We start from the raw sequence: 21,933 nt of genomic DNA on the forward strand, positions 1-21,933 counted from the left end.
CATGAACAAAACAACAGTGGTTGAGCAGAAATCGCATTTTGCGATTAAGTCAGGGCTGCAGCAGCTCTTAGTATTTGGAAGTTTGATTTTGCTCGTTATCTTTTTTTCTATCGCATCGGATAATTTCTTTCATTTTTCCAATCTCATTGGCATTTTGCTCTCCACCGCGGTTATTGGCGTACTGGCGTTAGGATCGACGTTCGTCATTATTACGGGCGGCATTGATCTTTCGGTTGGCACGGTCATGACGCTGTCCGCAGTCATGACTGGCGTCTTCATTACGATCTGGGGTCTGCCTATTCCAATTGGTATTATCGGCGGTTTGCTAACCGGGGCGTTATGCGGATTTTTATCAGGCTTTACGATTGCTAGACTGGGAATTCCGCCATTTATCGCCACGCTCGCGATGATGATGATTGCCAAAGGGTTAGCATTAGTTATATCTGGAGCCAAGCCGATCTATTTTACCGACAATGAAGTTTTTATGGAAATATCATTAGGGTCGGTATTAGGTGACCTTATTCCAGGCTTCGATATTCCGAACGCTGTCCTTATTTTTTTCATCGTAGCCATCCTCGGGAGCATCTTATTGTCCCGAACGATTGTTGGCCGTTACAACTTCGCAATCGGCAGCAATGAAGAGGCGACGCGTCTATCCGGCATTAACGTGCGAAATTGGAAAATCGTGATTTATACGATTACAGGCGTGTTTACGGGAATTGCCGGCATTCTGATGGCATCAAGGCTGAACACGGCGCATCCTTCACTCGGCGCGGGTTACGAGCTGGAAGCGATAGCAGCGGTAATTATCGGCGGCACCTCATTAAGCGGCGGCAAGGGAACGATCTTGGGAACCGTAATCGGCGCACTCATTATGAGCGTATTGACGAACGGTTTACGCATCATGTCGGTTCCTCAAGAGTGGCAGACGGTCGTGGTTGGTTTTGTTATTTTACTCGCGGTATATGCGGATATTTTGCGTCGTCGCAAGGCTTAACAGCGATATAGTCTCCTCCGGAGGTTATATATAAATGCAAATATAATTCATTATGAAGGGGATATGAACATGAGAAAAGTATGGATGATGGCGGCTTTGGTACTCGTAGTATTCATTAGCGCTTGCAGCTCGAACGGAGGCAGCAATTCACCTACAAATGCGCCAGAGTCAACTAAAAAACCGAGCTCTGAAGCGCCTGCGAACACGGAGAAAATGTATGTTCCGGTTATTTCCAAGGGATTTCAGCATCAATTCTGGCAAGCGGTTAAGATCGGTGCAGAGAAGGCAGCAGCAGAGCTGAACGTGGATATCACTTTCGAAGGCCCAGAGTCTGAATCCCAAGTCGACAAACAGCTTGAAATGCTGCAAGTTGCATTGGATAAAAAGCCTAGCGCAATTGGTTTCGCTGCACTGGACAGCCAAGCTTCGATCCCGCTGCTCAAGAAGGCTAAAGACGCCGGCATTCCTGTTATTGCATTCGACTCCGGCGTTGACAGTGACATTCCGCTTAGTACAGTAGCAACGGATAATGCGGTTGCCGCTGGTGTTGCAGCAGATAAAATGGCGGAATTAATCGGCGGTGAAGGCGAGATTGCGATTATTGCCCATGACCAAACGAGCCGCACGGGCATCGATCGTCGCGATGGCTTCAAGAAGCGTATCGAGGAAAAATACCCAAATATTAAAATTGTAGATATTCAGTACGGCGGGGGAGATCATCTCAAATCGACCGATGCGGCAAAGGCGATTATGCAAGCGTACCCGAAACTCAAGGGCTTCTTCGGTACCAATGAAGGTTCCGCCATTGGAGTAATTAATGCAGTAATGGAAGCAAAAGCGGTCGGTAAAGTGACGGTTATCGGTTATGATTCCGGTAAAGCACAGATCGATGCGATCAAGAATGGCACGATGGCTGGCGCTATCTCCCAAAATCCGGTTGGCATCGGCTATGAAACGGTAAAAGCCGCAGTTGCGGCTGCCAAAGGCGAAACGGTTGAACCCGCTATCGACAGCGGTTTCGTATGGTACGACAAAACCAACATCGATAACGAAGAGGTTAAAGCCGTTCTTTACGAATAAATAGATAATCCAATCATTTCAAAGCCATATTGGGGCTGTACGTAAAGGAGCTCATCCTTCAGCGACAGTCCCGATCATTTTATTCTATTAAAATAACGGAAATTGAGGAGGAAGCTCTATGCGAAAAAGGCTTGTTAGCTCTACTCTTGCCATCGTATTGACCGTGACAAGCTTCACTTACTTGCCTGTTTCTTCTTACGCGGACCCAGCTAGCCCGGTGGCGAATCCAATCACTGATCCGGTGCCGCTTAAGTCTTGGTATACCAAAGCGGCAACGAACTGGGAATCCGAAGCGCTTCCGCTCGGGAATGGTTATATGGGAGCGATGGTTTTTGGAGGCGTCGATAAGGATCAAATTATAATTAATGAAAAGACCCTTTGGTCTGGCGGCCCAGGCGCCAACCCCGATTATAACGGCGGGCATAAAGACACTGCGGAACAGAAGCATGCTCTTCTGCAGCAAGCGAGAACCGAACTACAGGATTTGATGACACAGTTTTCATCAGGAACCCCTGCTTATAAGGATGAGAATGGCAAAGTGATTGCCCGTGACTATAGCAACAGTGATTCGATTAAAAAATTAATCAATGGAGTCGAATCTACAGAGACGGGCGGACTGATCGGGACGAAGAAAAATTTTGGATCCTATCAGGAATTGGGCTCCATATGGCTGCAGGATGTGAAATCCTTAAGACCGGCCATTACAAAGGTTTTTACTGCACAAGACAACACAAAAAACGCTGGTGAGAAGGTAGATAAATTATTCGATAATAATACGGATACCAAATATTTTGCCGATGGTCACCAAGGAGCCAAGGAGTATGTGATTGAATGGGAATATGATAAGAACATGACGACGAAGTCCTATTCCATTACAACGGGCAACGATTCTCAGCCGAGAGATCCGAAAAGCTGGACAATCTCAGCCTCCAATGATGGAGTGAGTTATTCGATAATCGATACTGTAAGCGATTTTGATCTGGCAGGACGGAAACAAACTAAGCAATTTGAATTAGACGTGCCCGGCTCGTACAAATTTTTTAAGCTGAACATCACTTCTTTGTATGGAACCAATCAAGCTCTGCAAATGTCGGAATTAAAAATCATTTTCGACGAAAGCACTCTTCCGCAGGATAATCATCCTACCAATTATAAGCGTGAGCTCGATTTTAACAACGCTGTTGCAAGTGTGTCCTACAATCAGGGCGGTGCAGGAATAAAAAGAGAATACCTTGTCAATTATCCCGATAATGTGATGGCGATTCGTCTCAGCTCTACGGACAAAGGTAAATTCAATCAGTTCGTCAGCGTGACATCGGCACAGACAAGCAAGACGATCTCTTCACTAGGAGACACGATTACGATGACGGGCTGGCCAGCCGACCATAATAAGGCCAATGCGGCTAATGACTTTGACAACACGCTGCATTTTGCTATGCAAATGAAGGTAATTCCTTCCGGCGGAACTATGGTTGCAGAAAATAATGGAATCTTGGTACAAGACGCGGATTCGATCTTAATTCTGATGACCTCTGGCACCAACTATCAGCAATCCATGGACGATTCATTTGATTATTTTACAGGAGTGGATCCGCTCAGCGCAATTAGTGATAGACTGCAAGCAGCTGCACAGAAAGGCTATGACCAGCTATATGAGAGGCATGTTAACGATTACAAAAATTTATTTGACCGTGTTGATCTCAACTTGATGAATGCACCTTTCCCTAACAAGCCAACGGATGAGCTGCTAGCAGGATATGCAAGAACCAATCAGCCTTTGGAAGACCGATATTTGGAGCAGCTATACTATCAGTTTGGCAGATATCTATTAATTTCATCTTCAAGAGAAGGCTCTTTGCCTGCCAATTTGCAGGGTGTATGGGCTGCTGGAACCAATCCGCCGTGGAGTGCAGACTATCACGTCAATATTAACTTGCAAATGAATTACTGGCTTGCGGAGCAAACGAATCTATCGGAAACCCATGTTCCTCTGATCGAATATATTCAGAGCTTAGTGCCTAGAGGAAGAATTAGCGCTCAGCATGGCTATGTCACACCCGCAGGCGATCCGGTAAGAGGATGGACGACGCATCACGAGAACAATATTTGGGGCAATACCGCACCTGCGGTAAGCGGAGCATTTTTCTCACCTGAAGATGGAGCGTGGCTTGCCCAGAATATATGGGAGCGCTATCAATTTACGATGGACGAAGCTTTTCTTCGCGATAATTACAGTATTATGCTGGAAGCTGCTTTGTTTTGGGTAGACAACCTGTGGGAGGACACGCGCGATGGTACATTAGTTGCGAACCCCTCTTACTCTCCAGAGCACGGTCCTTATTCATTGGGTGCGACTGAGGTCCAAGCGGTCGTTTGGGGAATATTTGAGGAAGTCATTAAAGCTAGTGAAGTCTTGAACAAGGATAGCAAGGAATTGGATGAAATTATGAAGGCACAGTCCAAACTTGCAGGTCCTAAAATTGGTCTTGGCGGGCAGTTCATGGAGTGGAAGGACGAAGTGAACATGGACCTTACAGGAGACAACGGCCACCGTCATACGAACCACCTGTATGGGCTTCACCCAGGTTCGCAAATTGTAGCAGGACGAAGCGAAGAGGAAGACAAATATGTTGATGCGATGAAAGTTACCTTGAATACTCGGGGAGATGGAGGTACGGGTTGGAGCAAAGCATGGAAGATTAACTTCTGGTCGCGTCTGCGTGATGGCGATCGCGCACAGAAGCTGGTTAAGGAGATATTATACGAATCCACGCTTAGCAACTTATTCGATACTCATCCGCCGTTTCAGATTGACGGCAACTTCGGCGCAACAGCTGGGATGACCGAGATGTTACTGCAAAGCCAAGGTGGAGCGATCGAGCTATTGCCGGCGCTTCCTTCGAAATGGAGTACGGGCAGCGTGTCGGGTTTGAAAGCTAGAGGTAATGTAGAAGTTGACATGACATGGGATCAGGCAAGCCTCTCATCAGCGGTTCTGAAGACGGGTACAACAGGGTCCATCACAATCAAAGGAGCCAACATCAGTACGGCTACCGTCATGAATGGCAATACTCACGTCGATTTTAGCATTGTAGATGACAACACGATTGTTATCTCAGCTCAGCAGGGTGATGCATATGTGATTAGTGACATTCAAGATGCTGCAGCTTCGCATAATCCTTACGTCATCATGAATGCGGTCGATGCAGATATCCTTTACGGCAGAATAAACAAGAGCTCTATAGCGCTGCAAGAGGCAGCAGCCGGAGATTATGCCATGTTTAAAAATGTTCAATTCGGCAATGAAGGAGCAAACAAGGTTCACCTTCAGGTCAGCTCGAACAAGAAGGTCCCTGAGGATTTGGGCAACATTGAACTGAGGCTGGACAGCCCTACCTCCCCGGTCATTGCGAGCATACTTGCAGACAACACCGGTGACATGGGGATATACAAAACGTTATCCGCCAGCTTGCCTTTTACCGTAAGCGGTACGCATGATCTGTATCTTTCTTTTACACGTCCTAGCAATCTGAAGTCTTTGCAATTTTTCACAAGCAAGGATAACGCCGCAATTGCGGGGATAAACATTTTGGGAAGTACATTGGTTGGCCTGCCAGCAACAGGAAGAACGGATGTGAGCTATACCGCATCGATTTCCTATAGCGACGGCTCGACCGAAACGGGCAGCAACAACGTGAAATGGAGCTTAGGCGGGAACTATTCGGGAGTGAAGATCAGCAGCGATGGCAAACTGTCGGTTAAAGAAGGTGCAAGTACGCAGGATATCGTAGTTAGTGCCACATCTACTAAAGAGCCGCAATGGACGAAGCATCTTCAAGTTCGACTAGTCTCTGGCGTCATTCAGCCCCTCAAGCTCAGAGGGATTGATCGAAATGCGGAATCCGGCGGAAGCGGCTCTAACGGAAAGATGACTTTCAATAACGATTGGGTTCAATTCCTTGGTTCCAACGGCTGGTTGAAGTTCAACAAAGTAGATTTAAAGGATGGCATTCAAAATGTCATGATCGGATATGCTTCACCGTCTACCGCCACGAGAGAAATCCAAGTTCGCATCGCTGAACCGGATGTAGGGACTGTGAATGAAGCTGTGAAGGTCGCGACACTGAATATTAGTGGAACGACAGACGGTTGGGAGCAGCTTAAAGAGGTGTTTACCTCGGAAATTGCGGAGACTAACGGGGTAAAAGACGTTTATTTGTTCTGGCCGCAAACCGGCTTTAACTTATCCTATGCAACTTTAAATGTATTGCAGGCGAATGACGACTCTACGGTTTACCGTGACATTTCGTTCGATGTCTTGCCCGCTGACGCTGTCATTACGGTGGAGGATTCCGAAGGATACTTGTACAGCTCGGCAGGCGATGGCAAAGCCTTCCGATTGCCGGAAGGAGGAGCGTATACGTATACAGTGAGCAAGGTTGGCTTCATTTCGCAAAGCTCTGGCTTTACCGTGGATACTGACCTAGTGCTACCTATTGAATTGGAGGCTAATCCAGTACAAGTGCAGCCAAGCTGGCCTGTGGGAAGTACGCTTACTGCATCCCATGTAGGCAGTACCGAGCTGATACTGACGTGGACGCCGGCAGCTGGCTATAACGAAGTAGCCGGTTATCGAGTATATAATGGAACAAACCTCGTGAGTACGGTAACAGGAAGCGTATATAGCTATTCCTTAAACGGGCTGTCACCGAGCACGACCTATACGTTTAAGGTCGAAGCAGGCGATGCAGACAATAACTGGAGCATAGATGGACCGGTCGCCGTAGTCACAACGATACCAGACGACACGACGCCTAGCGATACAACAGCACCAGTATGGCCAGCAGGCAGCTCGCTCAAGGCAACAAACGTAGGCTCCAAAGAGGTCACACTAAACTGGACTAATGCAGAAGACAATGTTGCAGTGACAAGTTACAAAGTGTATAACGGAACGGAACTTTTGGCTACGTTGCAAGGAAATATTAATAGTTATGACGTGGCTGGATTATCTGCGAGCACGACCTATACGTTCAAGGTTGAAGCGGGCGATGCAGTGAATAACTGGAGTACGGATGGACCGTTAACATCAGTTACCACTACCTCGGGTTCAGGAAGCGGTGGTGATAGTGGAAGCGGCGATGGAGGATCGGTGCCACCTCCAGTCACAACTAAACCGAATCATATCAAGGCTCCTGTACCTTCGATAGATTCATCGGGCACGGCAACGACCGTCATTGATTCGGAGACATTCCGTAAAGCAAGGGATGCTTCCAAGCAATTGTATATTGAGATCCCGAGCGTTAACGGCGCTAATGCCTATAATGTTACGGTTCCGATAGCAGCCTTTAAAGCAGGAGATTCGACTAGCACAGTCGAGATTACGACTCCAATCGGAACTGTCACGGTATCTGCAGCTATGCTCGGCACGATTGAAACGACTGGAGCGCATAACGTTTCGATTGTGATTACGAAAAAGGATGCAAGTGAACTGGATGCTGCTGATCAGGCCAATCTATCTACAAGACCAGTAATCGGAATTGACCTCAAGCTGGATGGTGTTACAAAGTCTTGGAGCAATCCAAGTGCACCGGTAACGGTATCGATTCCTTATACGCCTTCGTCAGCTGAATTGTCTGATCACGAACATATTGTTGTATGGGGTATTGATGAGACAGGCAAGGTCACCCCTGTACCAACAGGAAAGTACGACCCTGTCAAAGGTACTGTCACGTTTACCACAACGCTTTTCGGAGATTTTGCAATAGCTTACGTTAAGAAAAGCTTCACCGATATTGCCAACTTTGGATGGGCTAAGCAAGCGATTGAAGTCTTGGCATCTAAAGGGGTCATCAACGGTACATCGACTGACACATATACACCTGACGCACCAATTAAAAGAGCGGATTTCATTCTTCTTTTGGTCAATGCCTTAGGCTTAAGCGCTACAACAGAAGGGAACTTCTCTGATGTGAATCCAGTAGCTTATTATGCGGAAGCTGTAGCCGTAGCCAAGAAGATCGGCATAGCTACCGGCATGGGCGATGGAAAGTTTAATCCGGATGCGACGATTACAAGGCAGGATATGATGGTTCTTATCGAAAGGGCGATGGCATTCGCCAACAAGCCTTTGCTTGCAGGCACTTCTGCTGATGTGAATGCGTACTCCGATAAAGACAATATTGCAGATTATGCAGGACAAAGCATTGCTACCCTAGTCAAGAACGGAATCGTCAACGGAAGCGGCAATAACATCAATCCACTTGGATATGCATCAAGAGCCGAGACGGCGGTGCTGCTCTACAGAATTTACAACAAATAATGTTCGCGCTTCACCATGCACAAATAAAAAAACACGCCAATAGAGGGCGTGTTCAGGCTGTCGAGACTTTCTCGACAGCCTGAGACTTCTGCTATGCAGAAGTCTTTTTATATGATAATAGTGATCTGCTTGGGTTTCGGGTTGTGCAATACCTCTATAGTTTCGACCGCTCGGAAGTAGTGGAAGGTGGATGATCGACAGAAGGTTGTCATTATGGTAACCTGCAATCATGACAAACTCGACTGAAAAGCCGGATGATTCGCTTGTCCGATTCTCATATTGATTATTTCTAACCAATATGGTTTCTATGAACTGCTCATTTAAGGAGAAGGGACGGCAATGAATGAAAAGTATTTTTGATCGAAACCATACGAACGAGATTTTAGCACGTATCGATAAGTTAGAGGGTCATTCAGAACCACATTGGGGGCAGATGAATGCTGCTCAAATGCTGGCTCACTGCTCCGCATTCCAGGACATTGCCTCGGGCGTTTCTTTTCCAAAGAGAGGATGGCTTGGGGTCGTGATTGGAGGCTTCGTGAAACCAATAATGTATAATGACAAAACATTGCCCCGCAATATGTCAACGATCCCGACCATTAAATTTACAGATGAAAGAGAATTCGAGAAAGAAAAAGAATTATTGAAACAAAAAACCGACTTATTTCAGCGCAATGGACCGGAGAGGTGCACGACTCATCCCCACCCCTTTTTTGGCAAGCTTACCTCCGAGCAGTGGGGCATCGGTATTTTTAAGCACTTGGACCATCATTTAAAGCAGTTTGGCGTTTAGTTTTCTCTGTGTGATGTTTGGGCTAGGGCATATTTCAAGAGGTCAACGGCTTGATCCCGCTATTCTCCATTAAACCATAAATTCAAACCACTTCTGCTGAAGTGGTTTATTTATTTGTGACAATCGTTTTCTATTTATATATTTTTTTCATACAATTTCCCATAATTTTGTGGTAATTTGGCGATAATCATTTGTTAGACTAAGCACAGAAACATGAAGGAGATCACGTTATGTACACGATTTATCTTGTTGAGGATGATATGAACCGGATGGAATTGGTTGTTTTTTATAACTACATTGCTGGGGCAACTAGAAGCATGATAGTATTTCAAGTAATGGAATGTTGCTAAATGGTTATTAGAAGAAATTTAAGCAATCCATAAATTAATCCGAATACAACTAGAGGTGAACAGGATGCTGAAAATTAACCGTGAGGACAAGCGTCCAATATGGCAACAACTGCTTGATCAAGCAATCCATAACATCACAACCGGCAAATGGCAGCCGGGCGAGTTGCTGCTGCCTTCTCGTGAACTTGCACTATTAGTGGGTGTCTCTCGTTCAACGATACAGATTGTTTATGAGGAGTTATTTAGTCGCGGCTACACGGTTACTTCAAGGCGCGGCGGAACAAGGGTGAGCGACTGGACCAGCAGAACAAGTTTTACAGAGGATGTGAAACCCCAAGGGCCTATCACCCCAGAGTTACCTTTATTAAACGAGGCAGTCAGTCATTTGCAGAGCTGGTTTAGAGGGAAAGAATATCAAAATGTTGAGATCGATTTCAGCCCGCATGAGCCGTATTTGGATCAACATTTTCAGAAAAACTGGAGACAATCATTTTTGCAAGCCTCGAAAGAAACGGACCTGGACAGTTGGACATATGGCAACGCTTATGGTTTCGTTCCACTACGCGAGCAGATTGGGCGTTATCTGTCACTCGAGCGAGGGGTTCATGTGCATATCGATCAAATTATTTTAACTTCGGGCGCACAACATAGCCTTGATTTGATCGCTCAAGCACTATTAAATGAAGGAGAAACGGTTTCCGTAGAAGATCCCGGGTTCCCCGCCGCATGGATGGCAATGAAATATCGGCGGATGAATGTTGTTCCTGTCCCTGTTGATGATTACGGATTACAGGCAGACCACATTCATCCACAATCAAAGCTTGTTTATGTTACGCCTTCACATCAGTGTGCAGTTGGGGTGATCATGTCGGAGCTCCGAAGGCAACAATTGCTACATATGGCTGCTCAGCAGCAATTTTGGATTGTGGAAGACGACTATGACAGCGAATTTCGGTATCGTGGAGACCCGTTGCCTACGTTGTTTAGCCAGCAATCTCAGAACACATTGTATATGATGAGTTTTTCAAAAATGATTGCTCCTGGTATACGAATATCCGCAATCATTGGACCCCAAAAAGCCATTCGCCAGCTAGCACAAGTCCAAGAGCTAACCTATCGTCACCTTCCGATTATGGAGCAATTAACGCTTACACACTTTATTGAACATGGGTATTTCATGCGTCACATGAGAAGGGTCAGAAACGTATATCGGCGCAGACATGAAGCGATGTCGAAAGCCATTAGCTCATCTGGGTTAGGAGAACGTTTCAAGCTAAGCGGCGTAGAAACGGGATTACACATGTTTTTAGAAGCGGAAGACTCGTTTAACGAACAAGCCTTTACGAACCAAGCGTTAGAAAAGGGAGTACGCGTTTATCCACTGAGCCATTATTGTTTGGAGAGTAATCGAAAAGGGTGGGTGCTTGGTTTTGCTAAAGTAGATGAGTCAGCAATAAAAAAAGGGATTTATCGTCTTGCGGAGATGCTGCTATAATTCGAACATCTCCGTCTCTTGGGTGAGTCGATCTGTCTCTGTATTTATGATCATGTTTCCTACTATTTCTGCTGAGCTTGTTTTATTCTACTCATTCTGGATGATTTTTGGCGGAAATGTCCATGTATCAAAACATGCGCGGCCAAACCTGCAACGAGACCCCAAAATGCACCGCCAACACCAAGTAATGTAACATTTGCAGCCGTTGCTAAAAAAGTAATCAGAGCTGTCTCACGTCCCTTGGGATCAATTAAAGCGCCTGCAAGGCTGCTGCCAATTGTTCCAAGCAAGGCTAGTCCCGCTAACGTCGCGATGAAGGTGGCAGGAAGAATCAGAAACAAAGCAGCCAACGTCACACCAAATAGGCCGACGATAATGTAAAAAACACCACAAGCAATTCCTGCTATATAACGTTTATTTGAATCTTCATGCGAGTCTTTACCTGTACAAATCGCTGCAGTAATAGCTGCTACATTAAAAGCATGCGACCCGAATGGTGCTGCAAGTAGTGAGCCTAAACCGGTTACTGTCAAAATCGGATTCGCACTCGTTTTAAATCCATCATTTCGCAATACTAGCATTCCAGGCATATATTGCCCCGTCAAAGTAATAACAAATAGAGGTAATGCTACGCTGAGTAAAGTATCAAATGAAAGCTCGGGAACAACAAATATCGGTGTTGCGATTGCCCATTTGATATTGCTGAAATCAACATTTTTTACACTAATCAGGTAGATAAGTCCAATTATTAAAATACCGATGATAGCGTAACGGGATGTAAACCTTTTTAATATTACATAAGCAGCAAATAGGACAACGACAAGTAACGGGTCAAATTCCGCTCCACCGAAGGCTGAAATACCAAACTTCAATAGAATGCCAGCCAGCAAACCAGAAGCAATGCCTGAGGGAATAAGCCGTACGAAACGCTCGAACATTCCCGATAATCCCAAAGCAATAAACCCTAAAGCAGAGATGATGTAAGCGCCAATCACTTCAGAATATGGGGTTACTGCTAATGCCGAAACGAGAAAAGCTGCACCTGGTGTGGACCAAGCCGTAATAATCGGTTCACGGTATCGATAACTTAGCCAAATACCAGTAATCCCCACACCAACGGAGATGGACATTACCCATGAAGCAGTCATTTCAGCGCTCAGACCAGCTGCTTTGGCTGCTTGAAATACGAGAACAAAGGTCCCGCCATAGTTGACAATGACAGATATTAAAGCAGCTATGGTAGGAGATATAAAATCACGGCTGCGCAGTGAAGATGATATTGTATCCATATTCTCTCTCCTAATCATTCTGTTGTGCGGTTTCATCCCAGTAATACTCATCCGGTAAATATCGCTTGCCAAATACGCTTGTCCCTACTCTTATAATGGTTGCCCCTTCTTCAATAGCAACCTTGAAATCCCCAGACATGCCCATCGAGAGAATATCCATTGTTACCCTAGGCAGCTCCTTCTCTATAATCTGTGATTGAATTTGTTTTAATAAGCGGAAGCAACGCCTTGTCTCGTCATTTGTAGCATTCAGTTTTCCAATAGTCATCAAGCCTTTAACATTTAAGGTTTCAAAATGAGACAATTGTTGAACCAACTCCAGTGCAGATTCCGGTAAAACACCGAATTTGCTTTCTTCAAATGATGTATTGACTTGTACCAAGATATCCAAAGTTTTGTTTTCTTTAAGGAGCTGTTGATGCAAGGCTTTTCCGAGCTTCAAACGATCCACAGAATGAATAAGGGTGACATACTGAACAACATCCTTCACTTTATTCGTTTGCAGATGTCCGATAAAATGCCATTCTACTTGGTTGTACTGCTGCATTAGCGGGAATTTCTCGCGAAGTTCTTGAGCTTTATTTTCGCCAAATAATACTTCACCCGCTTGTATGGCAATGCGCAACTTTTCAAGCTGAACCGTTTTTGTCGCTAACAAAAGCTTCACTTCATCTTTCTTGCGTCCTGAGTGCTGGCAAGCAAATTCCATCTGATCCCTTACGGATCTAAGATTTTGTTCAACGAAATGGACCATGTCCGTTCAGCCTTCTTTCTGGAAACGCACAGACTATGCGCAATGTTTTTTCAGTATAGTCATCCATTAGACTTATTTACTTGTACATTTTTTCTGCCTCAATCGGATTTTCTTTTGCTGTTATTTGATGGGGATCAATTCGGTACACCTGAACAGATGTATTGAAAACAGCAGACCTGTATTTATCTACATGCTGTTTGGACAATGGGCGGTTATAATAACCAGGCACATATTTGTTGAGCATTTCCTGCAACATATATGTAGCTTCGTCCAGATCAACGATGAGCTCGGCCTTGCCGAAAATCATGACGCTCATATAGGCTGTGTCTGTCTTAGCCGGTACTGGATCAGTAATGGTTCCATATTCTTCACAAACCGTAAAACAAACCTCAGGGTTTACACTCATGACCTGATTGCGTCTCCCGCCTGCGGCACCATGAAAATAAAGCTTCTCATTTGCCCAAACAAAGTTGAGCGGAACAACATAGGGCAGCTGACCATCAACCATGCCTAGATGGCCAATTCGCGCTTTGCTTAGGAAAGCTTCAATTTTGTTGCTATCGAGCACCTCTCTAACCTTGTAACGAACCATATCCATTCTCAACCACTCCTTCAATACTGATTTATTTTCGCTAGCATATCAGTCATTGGAGTGAGTTAGTAGATCCAAAAATACTCTTATCGAGCAATCCATATTTATTTGGTGGTTCGGAAATTTCTATGGCATTGCCACTCAAAGGAAAATGGTGTCTGAATTTATCGCAATAACTTTTCGCCGAGTTGGCTTCATCAGCGATTAAAACCAGATTCAATGAGCCTGTTGACATTTCTGAAAGTTAACGATGTACTAACTATAAACATCTGGGATCTACTAAAATAAATGAGGATTTGGAGAAAAGGATGACCACCGACAATAAAAGCAAACTGATGCAGGCAGCAATTGATTTAATGGCTGAGAAAGGCTACAAAGGCGTATCAACGAAGGAGATAGCTGCAGCTTTACTGGACAAAGCAGTCGATCATTATCATTATTCGATTGAAATGACTAAAATTTTTCATGAAAAAGTAATTTGGGATTTGAGAGCGGACTTGCTCATGATAAGCCAAATGTATCATGAGATCATGGATCGAAACCGTAAACTGTTTCTCATTGTCTTGAGTGACAACGAGCTCGCCGAGATTCGTGAGAAGGCGCAGAAGCATCCGCGGAAACTATTGGAGCTATTGACGAATTATTTTGCAGACATGCAGGAAAAGAACAAACTGATTGCAACCGATGCGGAAACACAGGCGATTACCTTCATGTGGATGAATTATGGAGCTTTCATAACACAGCTATTTGGTGCGTCATTCATCACTAAGGTGACCCAGCAAAATTTTATGCAATCGAGCATTGAATTGTTTGTTAGAGCTCTGACTCCGTAGTTTTTCAAGCATTAGTTAGTGAGTACCATCAACCATTTGGGAGGTGTTGTAATGAGCAATAAACAATATGCCGTATCAGGAAAAATAGTTGGTCAAACGGCATCGGTGGGTTATCAAGTTGGTGTTCGGAAAACGTTTCCGATATCGCGAGAAGAGGCGTGGGCGTTTCTTACCTCCACCGAAGGGCTGAAATTATGGCTCGGCAGTCTATCGTTCCTAAAATTTCACAAAGGAGAGACGTTTACGACTCCTGAAGGCATTTCGGGTGAATTCAGGGTTGTAAAACCTCTCGAACAGCTTCGCTTAAAGTGGGAGAAGAACGAATGGGAGAAACCATCGACGCTGCAAATCCGGCTGCTATCCGATAAACCTGACAAAACAACGATCAGTTTCCATCAAGAGAATCTGGATCATCCGAATACGCGTGAACAAATGAAGCTTTATTGGGAAGATGTATTGATGGCCATTAGACTTAAGACAAGTGACTCCGTAAATGATGAAAAATAAATAAATACGAATAAGTCGATTCATATCAATCTTCGAGTAAACCATTTGGAAAGCTTACTGCGCGATGAGGTCAGAGGTTAGGCTCCAAATAAACTTCACAAACAACAAATAAACTACTTCATCAGAAGTGGTTTATTTGTTGTTTGGCGGGGTCTTGCAAGGGGATCCAATGATCGAGCAAGCCCAATTAGGCGATTTTTTAGGATCATGTCATACATTTTTTAACCTTGACCAATTCAAAGGATCTCATTATTTTGCTCAAATCCATTAATGGACTTAAGCATTTCGATAAATGTATCAAGTTGTTGATTATCCCATTGGGATATGCGTTCATAAAAAACGTTTTCCTTTTCCCGCAGAGCATCAAATGTTTTTTTGCGTCCAAGTTCTGTGAGAGTAAAAAGTATCGCTCGGCGATCATCCGGAGAACCTTCCCTTTTTACATAACCCAAAATCTCTAGTTGTTTGACGAGACGGCTGACCGAGCTTCGGTCCATAGCAGTTGAATCTGCCAAAATAGAGGCACTTGTTGGACCATGGGAGTACAGCCATCTCACAATATGGAAAGCCGCAGGTTGTATTGAGGAATCGAAATAAGCAGAAGTTCTGACATTCAGCGCATGCGAGGCGCTGATGAGGGCGTTAATTTGTTCGCCGAGCTTCAGCTCTAATTGTCCTCTCTGCGTGTCTTTACGTTCTTCATTCATTATTGGTACCACCTAACCTGGATTTTTCAAAGATAGCACATTCTATATTTAATTGACATATATCAATCACTTATATATAGTTGATATATATCAATTATATATTTTCAGCAATAGGATGTCAAAATGACCGTGAAAAACATGCAATCCATAAAGGAGAATGAAGATGACAGCAAATCCGATAATCGTAATTACTGGCGCTACAAGTGGCTTGGGGCAGCTTGTTGCAATCGAAATGGCTAAGCGAGGCGCTCATCTTGTTCTAACCGCTAGGAGTAAGAGCCGTGCAGAAGCAACTGAAAAAATGATCAAGGAGCGGACACCAACAGCTGAAATTAACTTTTTCTATGGTGATTTGTCATCAATGAAGGATGTCCATCGTTTGGGTCAAGAAATATCAGACGCAGTTCCCAAGATTGACGTGTTATTAAATAACGCTGGCCTTCATGCATTTGAACAGAGGATTACGTCAGACGGATTAGCAGAAATGATGGCTGTGAATTATTTTGCGCCATGGTTATTGACCCATCTCTTGCATCATTCCTTGAAAAAAGCAGGAAGTGCAACTGTTGTTAATGTTGCTTCTGAGGCTTCTCGCCGTCATGGGGAGCTTAAGATACCGGCGGATTTACTCGATACAGCTCCTTTTACTTCTAGAGGCTCATCCGCGGTATACGGGAAAACCAAACTTTTAAATATTATGTTTACTGCTGAACTTGCACGTCAATGGGATGGAACAGGAATCAGCATTCATGCACTGAATCCGGGATTTAATGTTACGGGTCTCGGAAGAGAACTATGGTTTGCCCCGATGCTGGAGCGTTTACTCCATTTCTTTCGTATTGGGAATCCGCGAAGAGGAGCCGATATCATTATTCGTCTAATGACTGATCCTAACTATCAGGGAAAATCAGGAGGATATTATAATGTTGGAACCGGCGATCCCATAGTACCCGTGCATCCTGGGGGAATGAAGGAGATTCAAAGTAAATTATGGAATGATACATGTGATATTCTAAGGCAGAAAGGCTTCTTTGGAAGTTGATCGGAGCAGTGGAAACTAACCATAGGAGGAGAGCGTTAAGCTGGTAGTAATGAGGGACCCTCTAGGCCCCACCATAATAAACAAATTAACCACGTCCATCGGACGTGGTTTTTTGCTCATTAGCCTATGGGGAGATGCACCATTAAAATATTGCCAAAATAAAAGCGTCATGTTTTATGATGAGCTGGCATGCGGAGTATTAAGAATCCAAACCGTTAAATGGATAAAATTTTCATAAATTACATCGTAATAAATGCTTTACAAGACATATGTGGGTGTACTATTATGAAATAGGACACCAAATGGTGTCTTATTAGAGAATAGAAAGGATGAGTATTTTAAATGCATATACTAGCCATTGTTCTTCAAAGCTGGCTGCTTTTTTCCATGGCTTTTTTTGGAGGAAGCAAGATTGCAGGAGCAAAGCATCAGGTTGAACTGTTTGATTCGATTAAACTTCCTCAATGGTTTCGCGTCATTACGGGCTACATTCAAATTGTTGCCTGCATAGGACTCATTGTCGGCTATTGGTATGCGGAGATTGCGGCATGGACCGCATTATTGGTAGGCGTCATGATGCTATTGGCGTGCCTCACGCATTTTAGAGTTAAACATCCAATCGGAAAAATATTCCCTGCCATATTAAATCTTTTGATAGCTGCTGCAGTAGTGCTTTTATATGCAGATGAACTGTCCAATCTATTTGGGTAAGGATAGTGGGATTCACCAATAAAACAAATCAACCACGCCCATAGGACGTGGTTGATTTGTTTTAAACCTATTCAATAAATTTCCTTCAAAAGCTCGAAAACTTCCTCTAAAGTAAGGCCGAAGGTTTTGTAATAGGAAGTATCTAGAACCATTTGCTTCATAATCATTTCGTTTCGTTTTTGCAGCATCTCATCAGGGGAGAGCTCGGCTACAAAACAGCCTTTGCCGGTTACGGTATAAATCAAGCCAAGCCGTTCAAGTTCTTCCCACGCTTTTTTTACGGTAATGATACTAACACGAAGCTCTGTGGCGGCTTGTCGTATGGGAGGTAAGCTGTAACCATTTTCTAGTTCACCTTTTAGAATTTGTGCGCTAATTTGTTCAAAAAGCTGCTGATAGATCGGTTTATCAGATGAGTTCGAAATAGCTATGTTCATTAAATTTCCACTTTCTGAAAACGTTTGATTGCAATATGATAAGCGATTATCGTAAATATCGCAAATATGACGATGCCCGAGAACAAGATGGATAGATGAATTCCCAAATGATCAGTACCATTTCCTTTGAAAAGATCATACACAAATGAATTCTGTATTCCAAGCCATTCTGCGCCTCCTGCAAACAGTATCGCAGCTGTAATGGACACAATCGTTGCTGCGCCGTATTTATAGGCTGTTTTATAATACATCGATATAAGGATAATGTTGAAGATCGCAATCATAACGAAGCATAGTCCCCAAAAACCAAAGGATGGTTTGAAGAAAAAATAGGTCAGATTTGGATATAAGCGAATAGTAATCAAACCATATATCATGGCAACAATGATGTGCATTAATTCCAGAATAACAATAACGTATACCTTTGCTTTTACAATGTCTTTTTTGGTTACAGGCAGCATGTTGGTAAATATCAAATCATTCTGAGATTTATACCCTGCAAACATATTCGGAATCGTGAGGAAACAGAAGTAGAGGATGACAAGGAAATATAACCATGATGGAATTAGCATTAAAGCACCCGTCAAAAAAGGCATGATATAAAAGAATGGGCTTACGCCTAGCTTTAATTCTTTCATTAGTAAATTATACATGCATAATCTCCTTTTTCGCGAAATAGATCATAATCTCCTCAAGACTAGGCAAAGTTGATTTAATATTCCAAGAGGGATCAAAGTCTTTAGTATGAATCAAGGCTGTAAAGCCGAATGAATTCTTTTTGTAGGCGATTAACTGGTCTTTTATCAAATCCAATTGTTCTTCTTTCCCATTCACCAAGCGGTAGGTATCAATAAATTCTTCTTTCTCAGAGCTGTTGATAATATGACCGTTATCGATAAAAGTAATATAATCGGCACATTTTTCCAAATCAGTTGTGATATGAGTGGAAAACAGGATGCTGATTTCACCATCTTCTACTAGTTCCTGAAAAATATCCAATAAATTGTCCCTTGCCACCGGATCAAGTCCGCTTGTTGGTTCATCAAGAATAAGCAGCTTTGCGCCGTGTGATAAAGCGATGGCTAAGCTGTATTTCACTTTCATCCCGGTTGATAATTCAGCTATTTTTTTGTTTTCATTTAAATTAAATCTCTTGAGATAATTGTAATAGGCTTCATCATTCCAATTATGATAGAACTTTTTGATTACATTAGTTAATGTTTTGACTTTGTTTCGAGTATAGAAATTGATGTCACCAAAGGCAGAGCCAATTTCTTGTTTTAATTCGAGCTCGTGTTTGGTCATCTCCTTGCCCAAAATACTAATCTCGCCGCTATCCTTATGAATCAAATTCAAAATGGCTTTTATTGTCGTTGTTTTTCCTGCGCCGTTGGCTCCGATAAATCCCATAATATAACCCTTTTCCAGTTGAAAAGATACGTCTTTTAAATGAAAATGCTCATATTTTTTATTTAAATTTTTAATTTCTAACGCAAGCATATAATCAACTCCTTTGCAGATTGTGTATGTTGTGCATGCACAATATATCATTGAAGCCATTCGCATGTCAATAACAAGAAATTTATGGATGAGTTTGTTTATTTCTTGTTTATCGTAGTTTGGCATACTTTTGTCGATTAAAGGCTAATCGCGTCGAATTGGCATAAAATTCATTTTAGAACATTGGCCCATGCCCTATACGAATGTCTTTCATACGATATACAGTGCCTTATGTTAGATGACAGAGTAAGCAATTGCTCAATGAGTAATGTGATTATTAAAAGTAAAAACGGAGCTTACCGGGTGAGTTGTTTTTAAAGTGTGCGGAGTGTAACAGCACATGGCTCAAGCAATCCGAAGCTGCTTAAAATAACACCAGCCTAATTTACTTGTTTATTTGGCGTGGATTAGTCAGTGAAGATTCAAAACATCGATAAGTTAATCAAATCTTTTATTCTCAAATGGGCGAGACAAGCCAGCGGCGCTGACTCGTCTTTATTAATAAATAGTGTAGAAGTGAAACCAGTTCTAGAGGGAAAATGGTCGTAGTCAGGGATGGGACCAAGGTTCAGTCTAATATGATATTGCCTTGGTTATCGCTGTTTAGGAAGGCTTTGTATAATGGCGTTCTAACATTATTTTGATTCATATGGTGCAGCTAAGGAGATGAGATCACTGAAGAAGATAACAGTAAAAAAACGTTTTGCTCGTTACAATCACAGGCATTTTCAATTTAGAAAAAAACGATGCCATAAGTGTAAGGAAAGGAATTGTAAGTGTGGTATTAGACAGGAAGTTATAGTAAATGTCAAAGAAAAGCATAGAGCAGCGATTGTTAAAGGTGCAACAGGAGCAACAGGAGCAACAGGAGCAACAGGAGTCACAGGGGCTACAGGAGCAACAGGAGTCACAGGGGCTACAGGAGCAACAGGAGCAATTGGGGTTACAGGAGCAACAGGAGCGTCAGGAATGATAGGTCCAATTGGAACAACAGGAGCAACAGGTGATCCAGGTGTGACAGGATCAATAGGGGCAACTGGGGTTACAGGAGTAACTGGCCCAACAGGAAATCCAGGAGGAGCGACAGGTGAAACAGGATCAACAGGGTCAACAGGAACAACGGGAGCGACAGGTGAAACAGGAGCAACGGGCGCATCAGGAGCAACAGGAGTAACAGGAGCAACAGGTGAAACAGGAGCAACAGGAGTCATAGGAGCGACAGGAATAACGGGAGCGACAGGTGAAACAGGAGTAACGGGAGCAACAGGTGAAACAGGAGTCATAGGAGCGACAGGAGTAACGGGAGCAACAGGGGCAACGGGGTCAACAGGAGTGACAGGTGAAACAGGAGTCATAGGAGCGACAGGAGTAACGGGAGCAACAGGGGCAACGGGGTCAACAGGAGTGACAGGTGAAACAGGAGTCACAGGAGCAACAGGAGTAACGGGGTCAACAGGAGCGACAGGTGAGACAGGAGCAACGGGGTCAACAGGAGTGACAGGTGAGACAGGTGAGACAGGAGCAACGGGGTCAACAGGAGTGACAGGAGTAACGGGAGCGACAGGTGAAACAGGAGCAACAGGAGTAACGGGTGCAACAGGAGCGACAGGTGAAACGGGAGTCACAGGATCAACAGGAGCAACAGGTGAAGGGTTGTCAGCTTATGGTTATGTATTCAATACAGGTAGCCAGTCAGTGGCCGTAGAAACGGATATTATTTTCGATAGCAATGGTAATCTATATAACATCACCCATACACCGAATACTTCACAAATTATGATAAATAACTCTGGAGACTATGCCGTTTATTATATTGTAACTGCGGTAGAAAGCAATCAATTTACCTTGTATCAGAATGGTGCCCCTGTTGGCGGAAGTGTATATGGTTCGGGTGCTGGTACTCAACCTAATCCAGGCATGATTATTATTACTGCTGTCGCTAGTGATGTACTGACTTTAAGAAATCATTCCAGCGCGTCTAGCGTTACTTTACAAACCAATGCTGGGGGATCTCAAATAAATTCAAATGCTTCAATTCTAATTATGAAAATAAGTTCTTAGGATTTCTTTCAAAATTGTGAAAGGATGAGCTCAACTTTGTTTTCCTGAACTATTTAGTTGGTAATGTAAGTAATTCAATGCGGTGAAACGGGTTATAAAAAAACCTCAAGGTGAGAGCAAACTACAGCGATGAGGCCAGTGGTGATCTCCCCTTAGACCGCAACAAAAAAAATCAATCACGTCCATTGGGCGTGATTGATTTTTTATATGTTGGAATAACCACAGGATCAATCCGTGTGGATGGAATAAAGTGAGAAGGTTGCATCGAGGAGGGAGGTCATCGTCTGAATCCAATACGATCAAATTTAAGAACTATTTTGAATACCGATTCGAACAAAAGTCCAACATTCATCGAACAAAACTCCCCCGTCGTGATAAACAAAGCCTCTAACGAAACAAATTTCCCACCCATCAGAAACAACTGTCCGTTTTTTCCGAGGACTCCTTTCGATACAATGAAAGCGTA

Annotated in this window: 17 protein-coding genes; 10 read left to right on the forward strand and 7 right to left on the reverse strand. The window is 43.6% G+C overall.

Annotation, left to right across the window (positions count from 1 at the left end; translation table 11 throughout):
* The first annotated feature begins 1 nt into the window (after position 1).
* From AB4Z45_RS11180 to pdxR, 5 genes are all read left to right on the forward strand, one after another.
* Positions 2–997 carry an ABC transporter permease gene (locus AB4Z45_RS11180; protein ID WP_441909285.1) on the forward strand — a complete coding sequence of 332 codons (996 nt, stop codon included), beginning with the start codon at positions 2–4 and terminating at the stop codon, positions 995–997.
* Between the two features lie 63 nt (positions 998–1,060).
* The gene (locus tag AB4Z45_RS11185; RefSeq protein WP_441909286.1) at positions 1,061–2,077 is read left to right on the forward strand and encodes an ABC transporter substrate-binding protein; all 1,017 of its coding nucleotides are present in this window, start codon (positions 1,061–1,063) and stop codon (positions 2,075–2,077) included.
* Between the two features lie 118 nt (positions 2,078–2,195).
* Positions 2,196–8,396, forward strand: coding sequence for a glycosyl hydrolase family 95 catalytic domain-containing protein (locus tag AB4Z45_RS11190; protein ID WP_441909287.1), 6,201 nt, complete (start codon positions 2,196–2,198; stop codon positions 8,394–8,396).
* Positions 8,397–8,739: 343 nt separating this feature from the next.
* Positions 8,740–9,189 carry a DUF1569 domain-containing protein gene (locus tag AB4Z45_RS11195; RefSeq protein WP_441909288.1) on the forward strand — a complete coding sequence of 150 codons (450 nt, stop codon included), beginning with the start codon at positions 8,740–8,742 and terminating at the stop codon, positions 9,187–9,189.
* Positions 9,190–9,603: 414 nt separating this feature from the next.
* The gene (gene pdxR, locus AB4Z45_RS11200) at positions 9,604–11,034 is read left to right on the forward strand and encodes a MocR-like pyridoxine biosynthesis transcription factor PdxR (protein WP_441909290.1); all 1,431 of its coding nucleotides are present in this window, start codon (positions 9,604–9,606) and stop codon (positions 11,032–11,034) included.
* A gap of 62 nt (positions 11,035–11,096) precedes the next feature.
* On the opposite strand, the gene AB4Z45_RS11205 is transcribed toward pdxR, so the two are convergent.
* The 3 genes from AB4Z45_RS11205 to AB4Z45_RS11215 all read right to left on the reverse strand — a co-directional run bounded on the left by AB4Z45_RS11205 (position 11,097) and on the right by AB4Z45_RS11215 (position 13,675).
* Positions 11,097–12,323, reverse strand: a complete 1,227-nt coding sequence (locus AB4Z45_RS11205; protein WP_441909292.1) for a benzoate/H(+) symporter BenE family transporter — start codon at positions 12,321–12,323, stop codon at positions 11,097–11,099.
* 10 nt (positions 12,324–12,333) lie between these two features.
* Positions 12,334–13,077, reverse strand: coding sequence for a YggS family pyridoxal phosphate-dependent enzyme (locus AB4Z45_RS11210; protein WP_441909294.1), 744 nt, complete (start codon positions 13,075–13,077; stop codon positions 12,334–12,336).
* Between the two features lie 76 nt (positions 13,078–13,153).
* Positions 13,154–13,675, reverse strand: coding sequence for a pyridoxamine 5'-phosphate oxidase family protein (locus AB4Z45_RS11215; protein ID WP_441909296.1), 522 nt, complete (start codon positions 13,673–13,675; stop codon positions 13,154–13,156).
* A 302-nt stretch (positions 13,676–13,977) separates the two neighbouring features.
* Between AB4Z45_RS11215 and AB4Z45_RS11220 the strand changes: the two genes are divergently transcribed.
* Complete coding sequence (locus tag AB4Z45_RS11220) at positions 13,978–14,502, forward strand: TetR/AcrR family transcriptional regulator (RefSeq protein ID WP_441909298.1); 525 nt, start codon at positions 13,978–13,980, stop codon at positions 14,500–14,502.
* Positions 14,503–14,553: 51 nt separating this feature from the next.
* Positions 14,554–15,009 (forward strand): SRPBCC family protein, encoded by a 456-nt coding sequence (locus tag AB4Z45_RS11225; RefSeq protein WP_441909300.1) that lies wholly within the window; start codon positions 14,554–14,556, stop codon positions 15,007–15,009.
* Positions 15,010–15,245: 236 nt separating this feature from the next.
* Here the strand turns inward: AB4Z45_RS11225 and AB4Z45_RS11230 are convergent, their stop codons facing one another.
* On the reverse strand, positions 15,246–15,716 hold the full coding sequence (locus AB4Z45_RS11230; protein ID WP_441909302.1) for a MarR family winged helix-turn-helix transcriptional regulator: 471 nt from the start codon (positions 15,714–15,716) through the stop codon (positions 15,246–15,248).
* A 163-nt stretch (positions 15,717–15,879) separates the two neighbouring features.
* Here AB4Z45_RS11230 and AB4Z45_RS11235 point away from each other — a divergent pair, with 163 nt between their 5' ends.
* The gene (locus tag AB4Z45_RS11235; RefSeq protein ID WP_441909303.1) at positions 15,880–16,758 is read left to right on the forward strand and encodes an SDR family NAD(P)-dependent oxidoreductase; all 879 of its coding nucleotides are present in this window, start codon (positions 15,880–15,882) and stop codon (positions 16,756–16,758) included.
* A 342-nt stretch (positions 16,759–17,100) separates the two neighbouring features.
* On the forward strand, positions 17,101–17,469 hold the full coding sequence (locus AB4Z45_RS11240) for a DoxX family protein (RefSeq protein WP_441909304.1): 369 nt from the start codon (positions 17,101–17,103) through the stop codon (positions 17,467–17,469).
* Positions 17,470–17,540: 71 nt separating this feature from the next.
* Here the strand turns inward: AB4Z45_RS11240 and AB4Z45_RS11245 are convergent, their stop codons facing one another.
* The 3 genes from AB4Z45_RS11245 to AB4Z45_RS11255 are packed head-to-tail and all read right to left on the reverse strand — an operon-like array spanning position 17,541 to position 19,406.
* A complete protein-coding gene (locus AB4Z45_RS11245; RefSeq protein ID WP_441909306.1) occupies positions 17,541–17,906 on the reverse strand; it encodes a GntR family transcriptional regulator in 366 nt (121 codons plus the stop codon).
* Positions 17,906–18,559, reverse strand: a complete 654-nt coding sequence (locus AB4Z45_RS11250) for an ABC-2 transporter permease (protein WP_076270473.1) — start codon at positions 18,557–18,559, stop codon at positions 17,906–17,908. Before AB4Z45_RS11250 ends, AB4Z45_RS11245 begins: the two co-directional genes overlap by 1 nt.
* Positions 18,552–19,406, reverse strand: a complete 855-nt coding sequence (locus AB4Z45_RS11255; RefSeq protein WP_076270474.1) for an ABC transporter ATP-binding protein — start codon at positions 19,404–19,406, stop codon at positions 18,552–18,554. Before AB4Z45_RS11255 ends, AB4Z45_RS11250 begins: the two co-directional genes overlap by 8 nt.
* 666 nt (positions 19,407–20,072) lie before the next feature.
* On the opposite strand from AB4Z45_RS11255, the gene AB4Z45_RS11260 reads away from it, so the two are divergent.
* A complete protein-coding gene (locus tag AB4Z45_RS11260; RefSeq protein WP_441909307.1) occupies positions 20,073–21,467 on the forward strand; it encodes a BclA C-terminal domain-containing protein in 1,395 nt (464 codons plus the stop codon).
* Positions 21,468–21,933 lie beyond the last annotated feature (466 nt).

The sequence above is a fragment of the Paenibacillus sp. MCAF9 genome (assembly GCF_052114265.1).
Lineage (GTDB): Bacteria > Bacillota > Bacilli > Paenibacillales > Paenibacillaceae > Pristimantibacillus.

What these genes read in the sequence shown, in the direction of transcription:
- pdxR (WP_441909290.1), top strand. Translation starts at nt 9,604, where the DNA reads ATGCTGAAAATTAACCGTGAGGACAAGCGTCCAATATGGCAACAACTG.
- AB4Z45_RS11230 (WP_441909302.1), bottom strand. Translation starts at nt 15,716, where the DNA reads ATGAATGAAGAACGTAAAGACACGCAGAGAGGACAATTAGAGCTGAAG.
- AB4Z45_RS11195 (WP_441909288.1), top strand. Translation starts at nt 8,740, where the DNA reads ATGAAAAGTATTTTTGATCGAAACCATACGAACGAGATTTTAGCACGT.
- AB4Z45_RS11255 (WP_076270474.1), bottom strand. Translation starts at nt 19,406, where the DNA reads ATGCTTGCGTTAGAAATTAAAAATTTAAATAAAAAATATGAGCATTTT.
- AB4Z45_RS11225 (WP_441909300.1), top strand. Translation starts at nt 14,554, where the DNA reads ATGAGCAATAAACAATATGCCGTATCAGGAAAAATAGTTGGTCAAACG.
- AB4Z45_RS11250 (WP_076270473.1), bottom strand. Translation starts at nt 18,559, where the DNA reads ATGTATAATTTACTAATGAAAGAATTAAAGCTAGGCGTAAGCCCATTC.
- AB4Z45_RS11180 (WP_441909285.1), top strand. Translation starts at nt 2, where the DNA reads ATGAACAAAACAACAGTGGTTGAGCAGAAATCGCATTTTGCGATTAAG.
- AB4Z45_RS11240 (WP_441909304.1), top strand. Translation starts at nt 17,101, where the DNA reads ATGCATATACTAGCCATTGTTCTTCAAAGCTGGCTGCTTTTTTCCATG.
- AB4Z45_RS11220 (WP_441909298.1), top strand. Translation starts at nt 13,978, where the DNA reads ATGACCACCGACAATAAAAGCAAACTGATGCAGGCAGCAATTGATTTA.
- AB4Z45_RS11260 (WP_441909307.1), top strand. Translation starts at nt 20,073, where the DNA reads ATGAGATCACTGAAGAAGATAACAGTAAAAAAACGTTTTGCTCGTTAC.
- AB4Z45_RS11215 (WP_441909296.1), bottom strand. Translation starts at nt 13,675, where the DNA reads ATGGATATGGTTCGTTACAAGGTTAGAGAGGTGCTCGATAGCAACAAA.
- AB4Z45_RS11205 (WP_441909292.1), bottom strand. Translation starts at nt 12,323, where the DNA reads ATGGATACAATATCATCTTCACTGCGCAGCCGTGATTTTATATCTCCT.
- AB4Z45_RS11190 (WP_441909287.1), top strand. Translation starts at nt 2,196, where the DNA reads ATGCGAAAAAGGCTTGTTAGCTCTACTCTTGCCATCGTATTGACCGTG.
- AB4Z45_RS11235 (WP_441909303.1), top strand. Translation starts at nt 15,880, where the DNA reads ATGACAGCAAATCCGATAATCGTAATTACTGGCGCTACAAGTGGCTTG.
- AB4Z45_RS11210 (WP_441909294.1), bottom strand. Translation starts at nt 13,077, where the DNA reads ATGGTCCATTTCGTTGAACAAAATCTTAGATCCGTAAGGGATCAGATG.
- AB4Z45_RS11185 (WP_441909286.1), top strand. Translation starts at nt 1,061, where the DNA reads ATGAACATGAGAAAAGTATGGATGATGGCGGCTTTGGTACTCGTAGTA.
- AB4Z45_RS11245 (WP_441909306.1), bottom strand. Translation starts at nt 17,906, where the DNA reads ATGAACATAGCTATTTCGAACTCATCTGATAAACCGATCTATCAGCAG.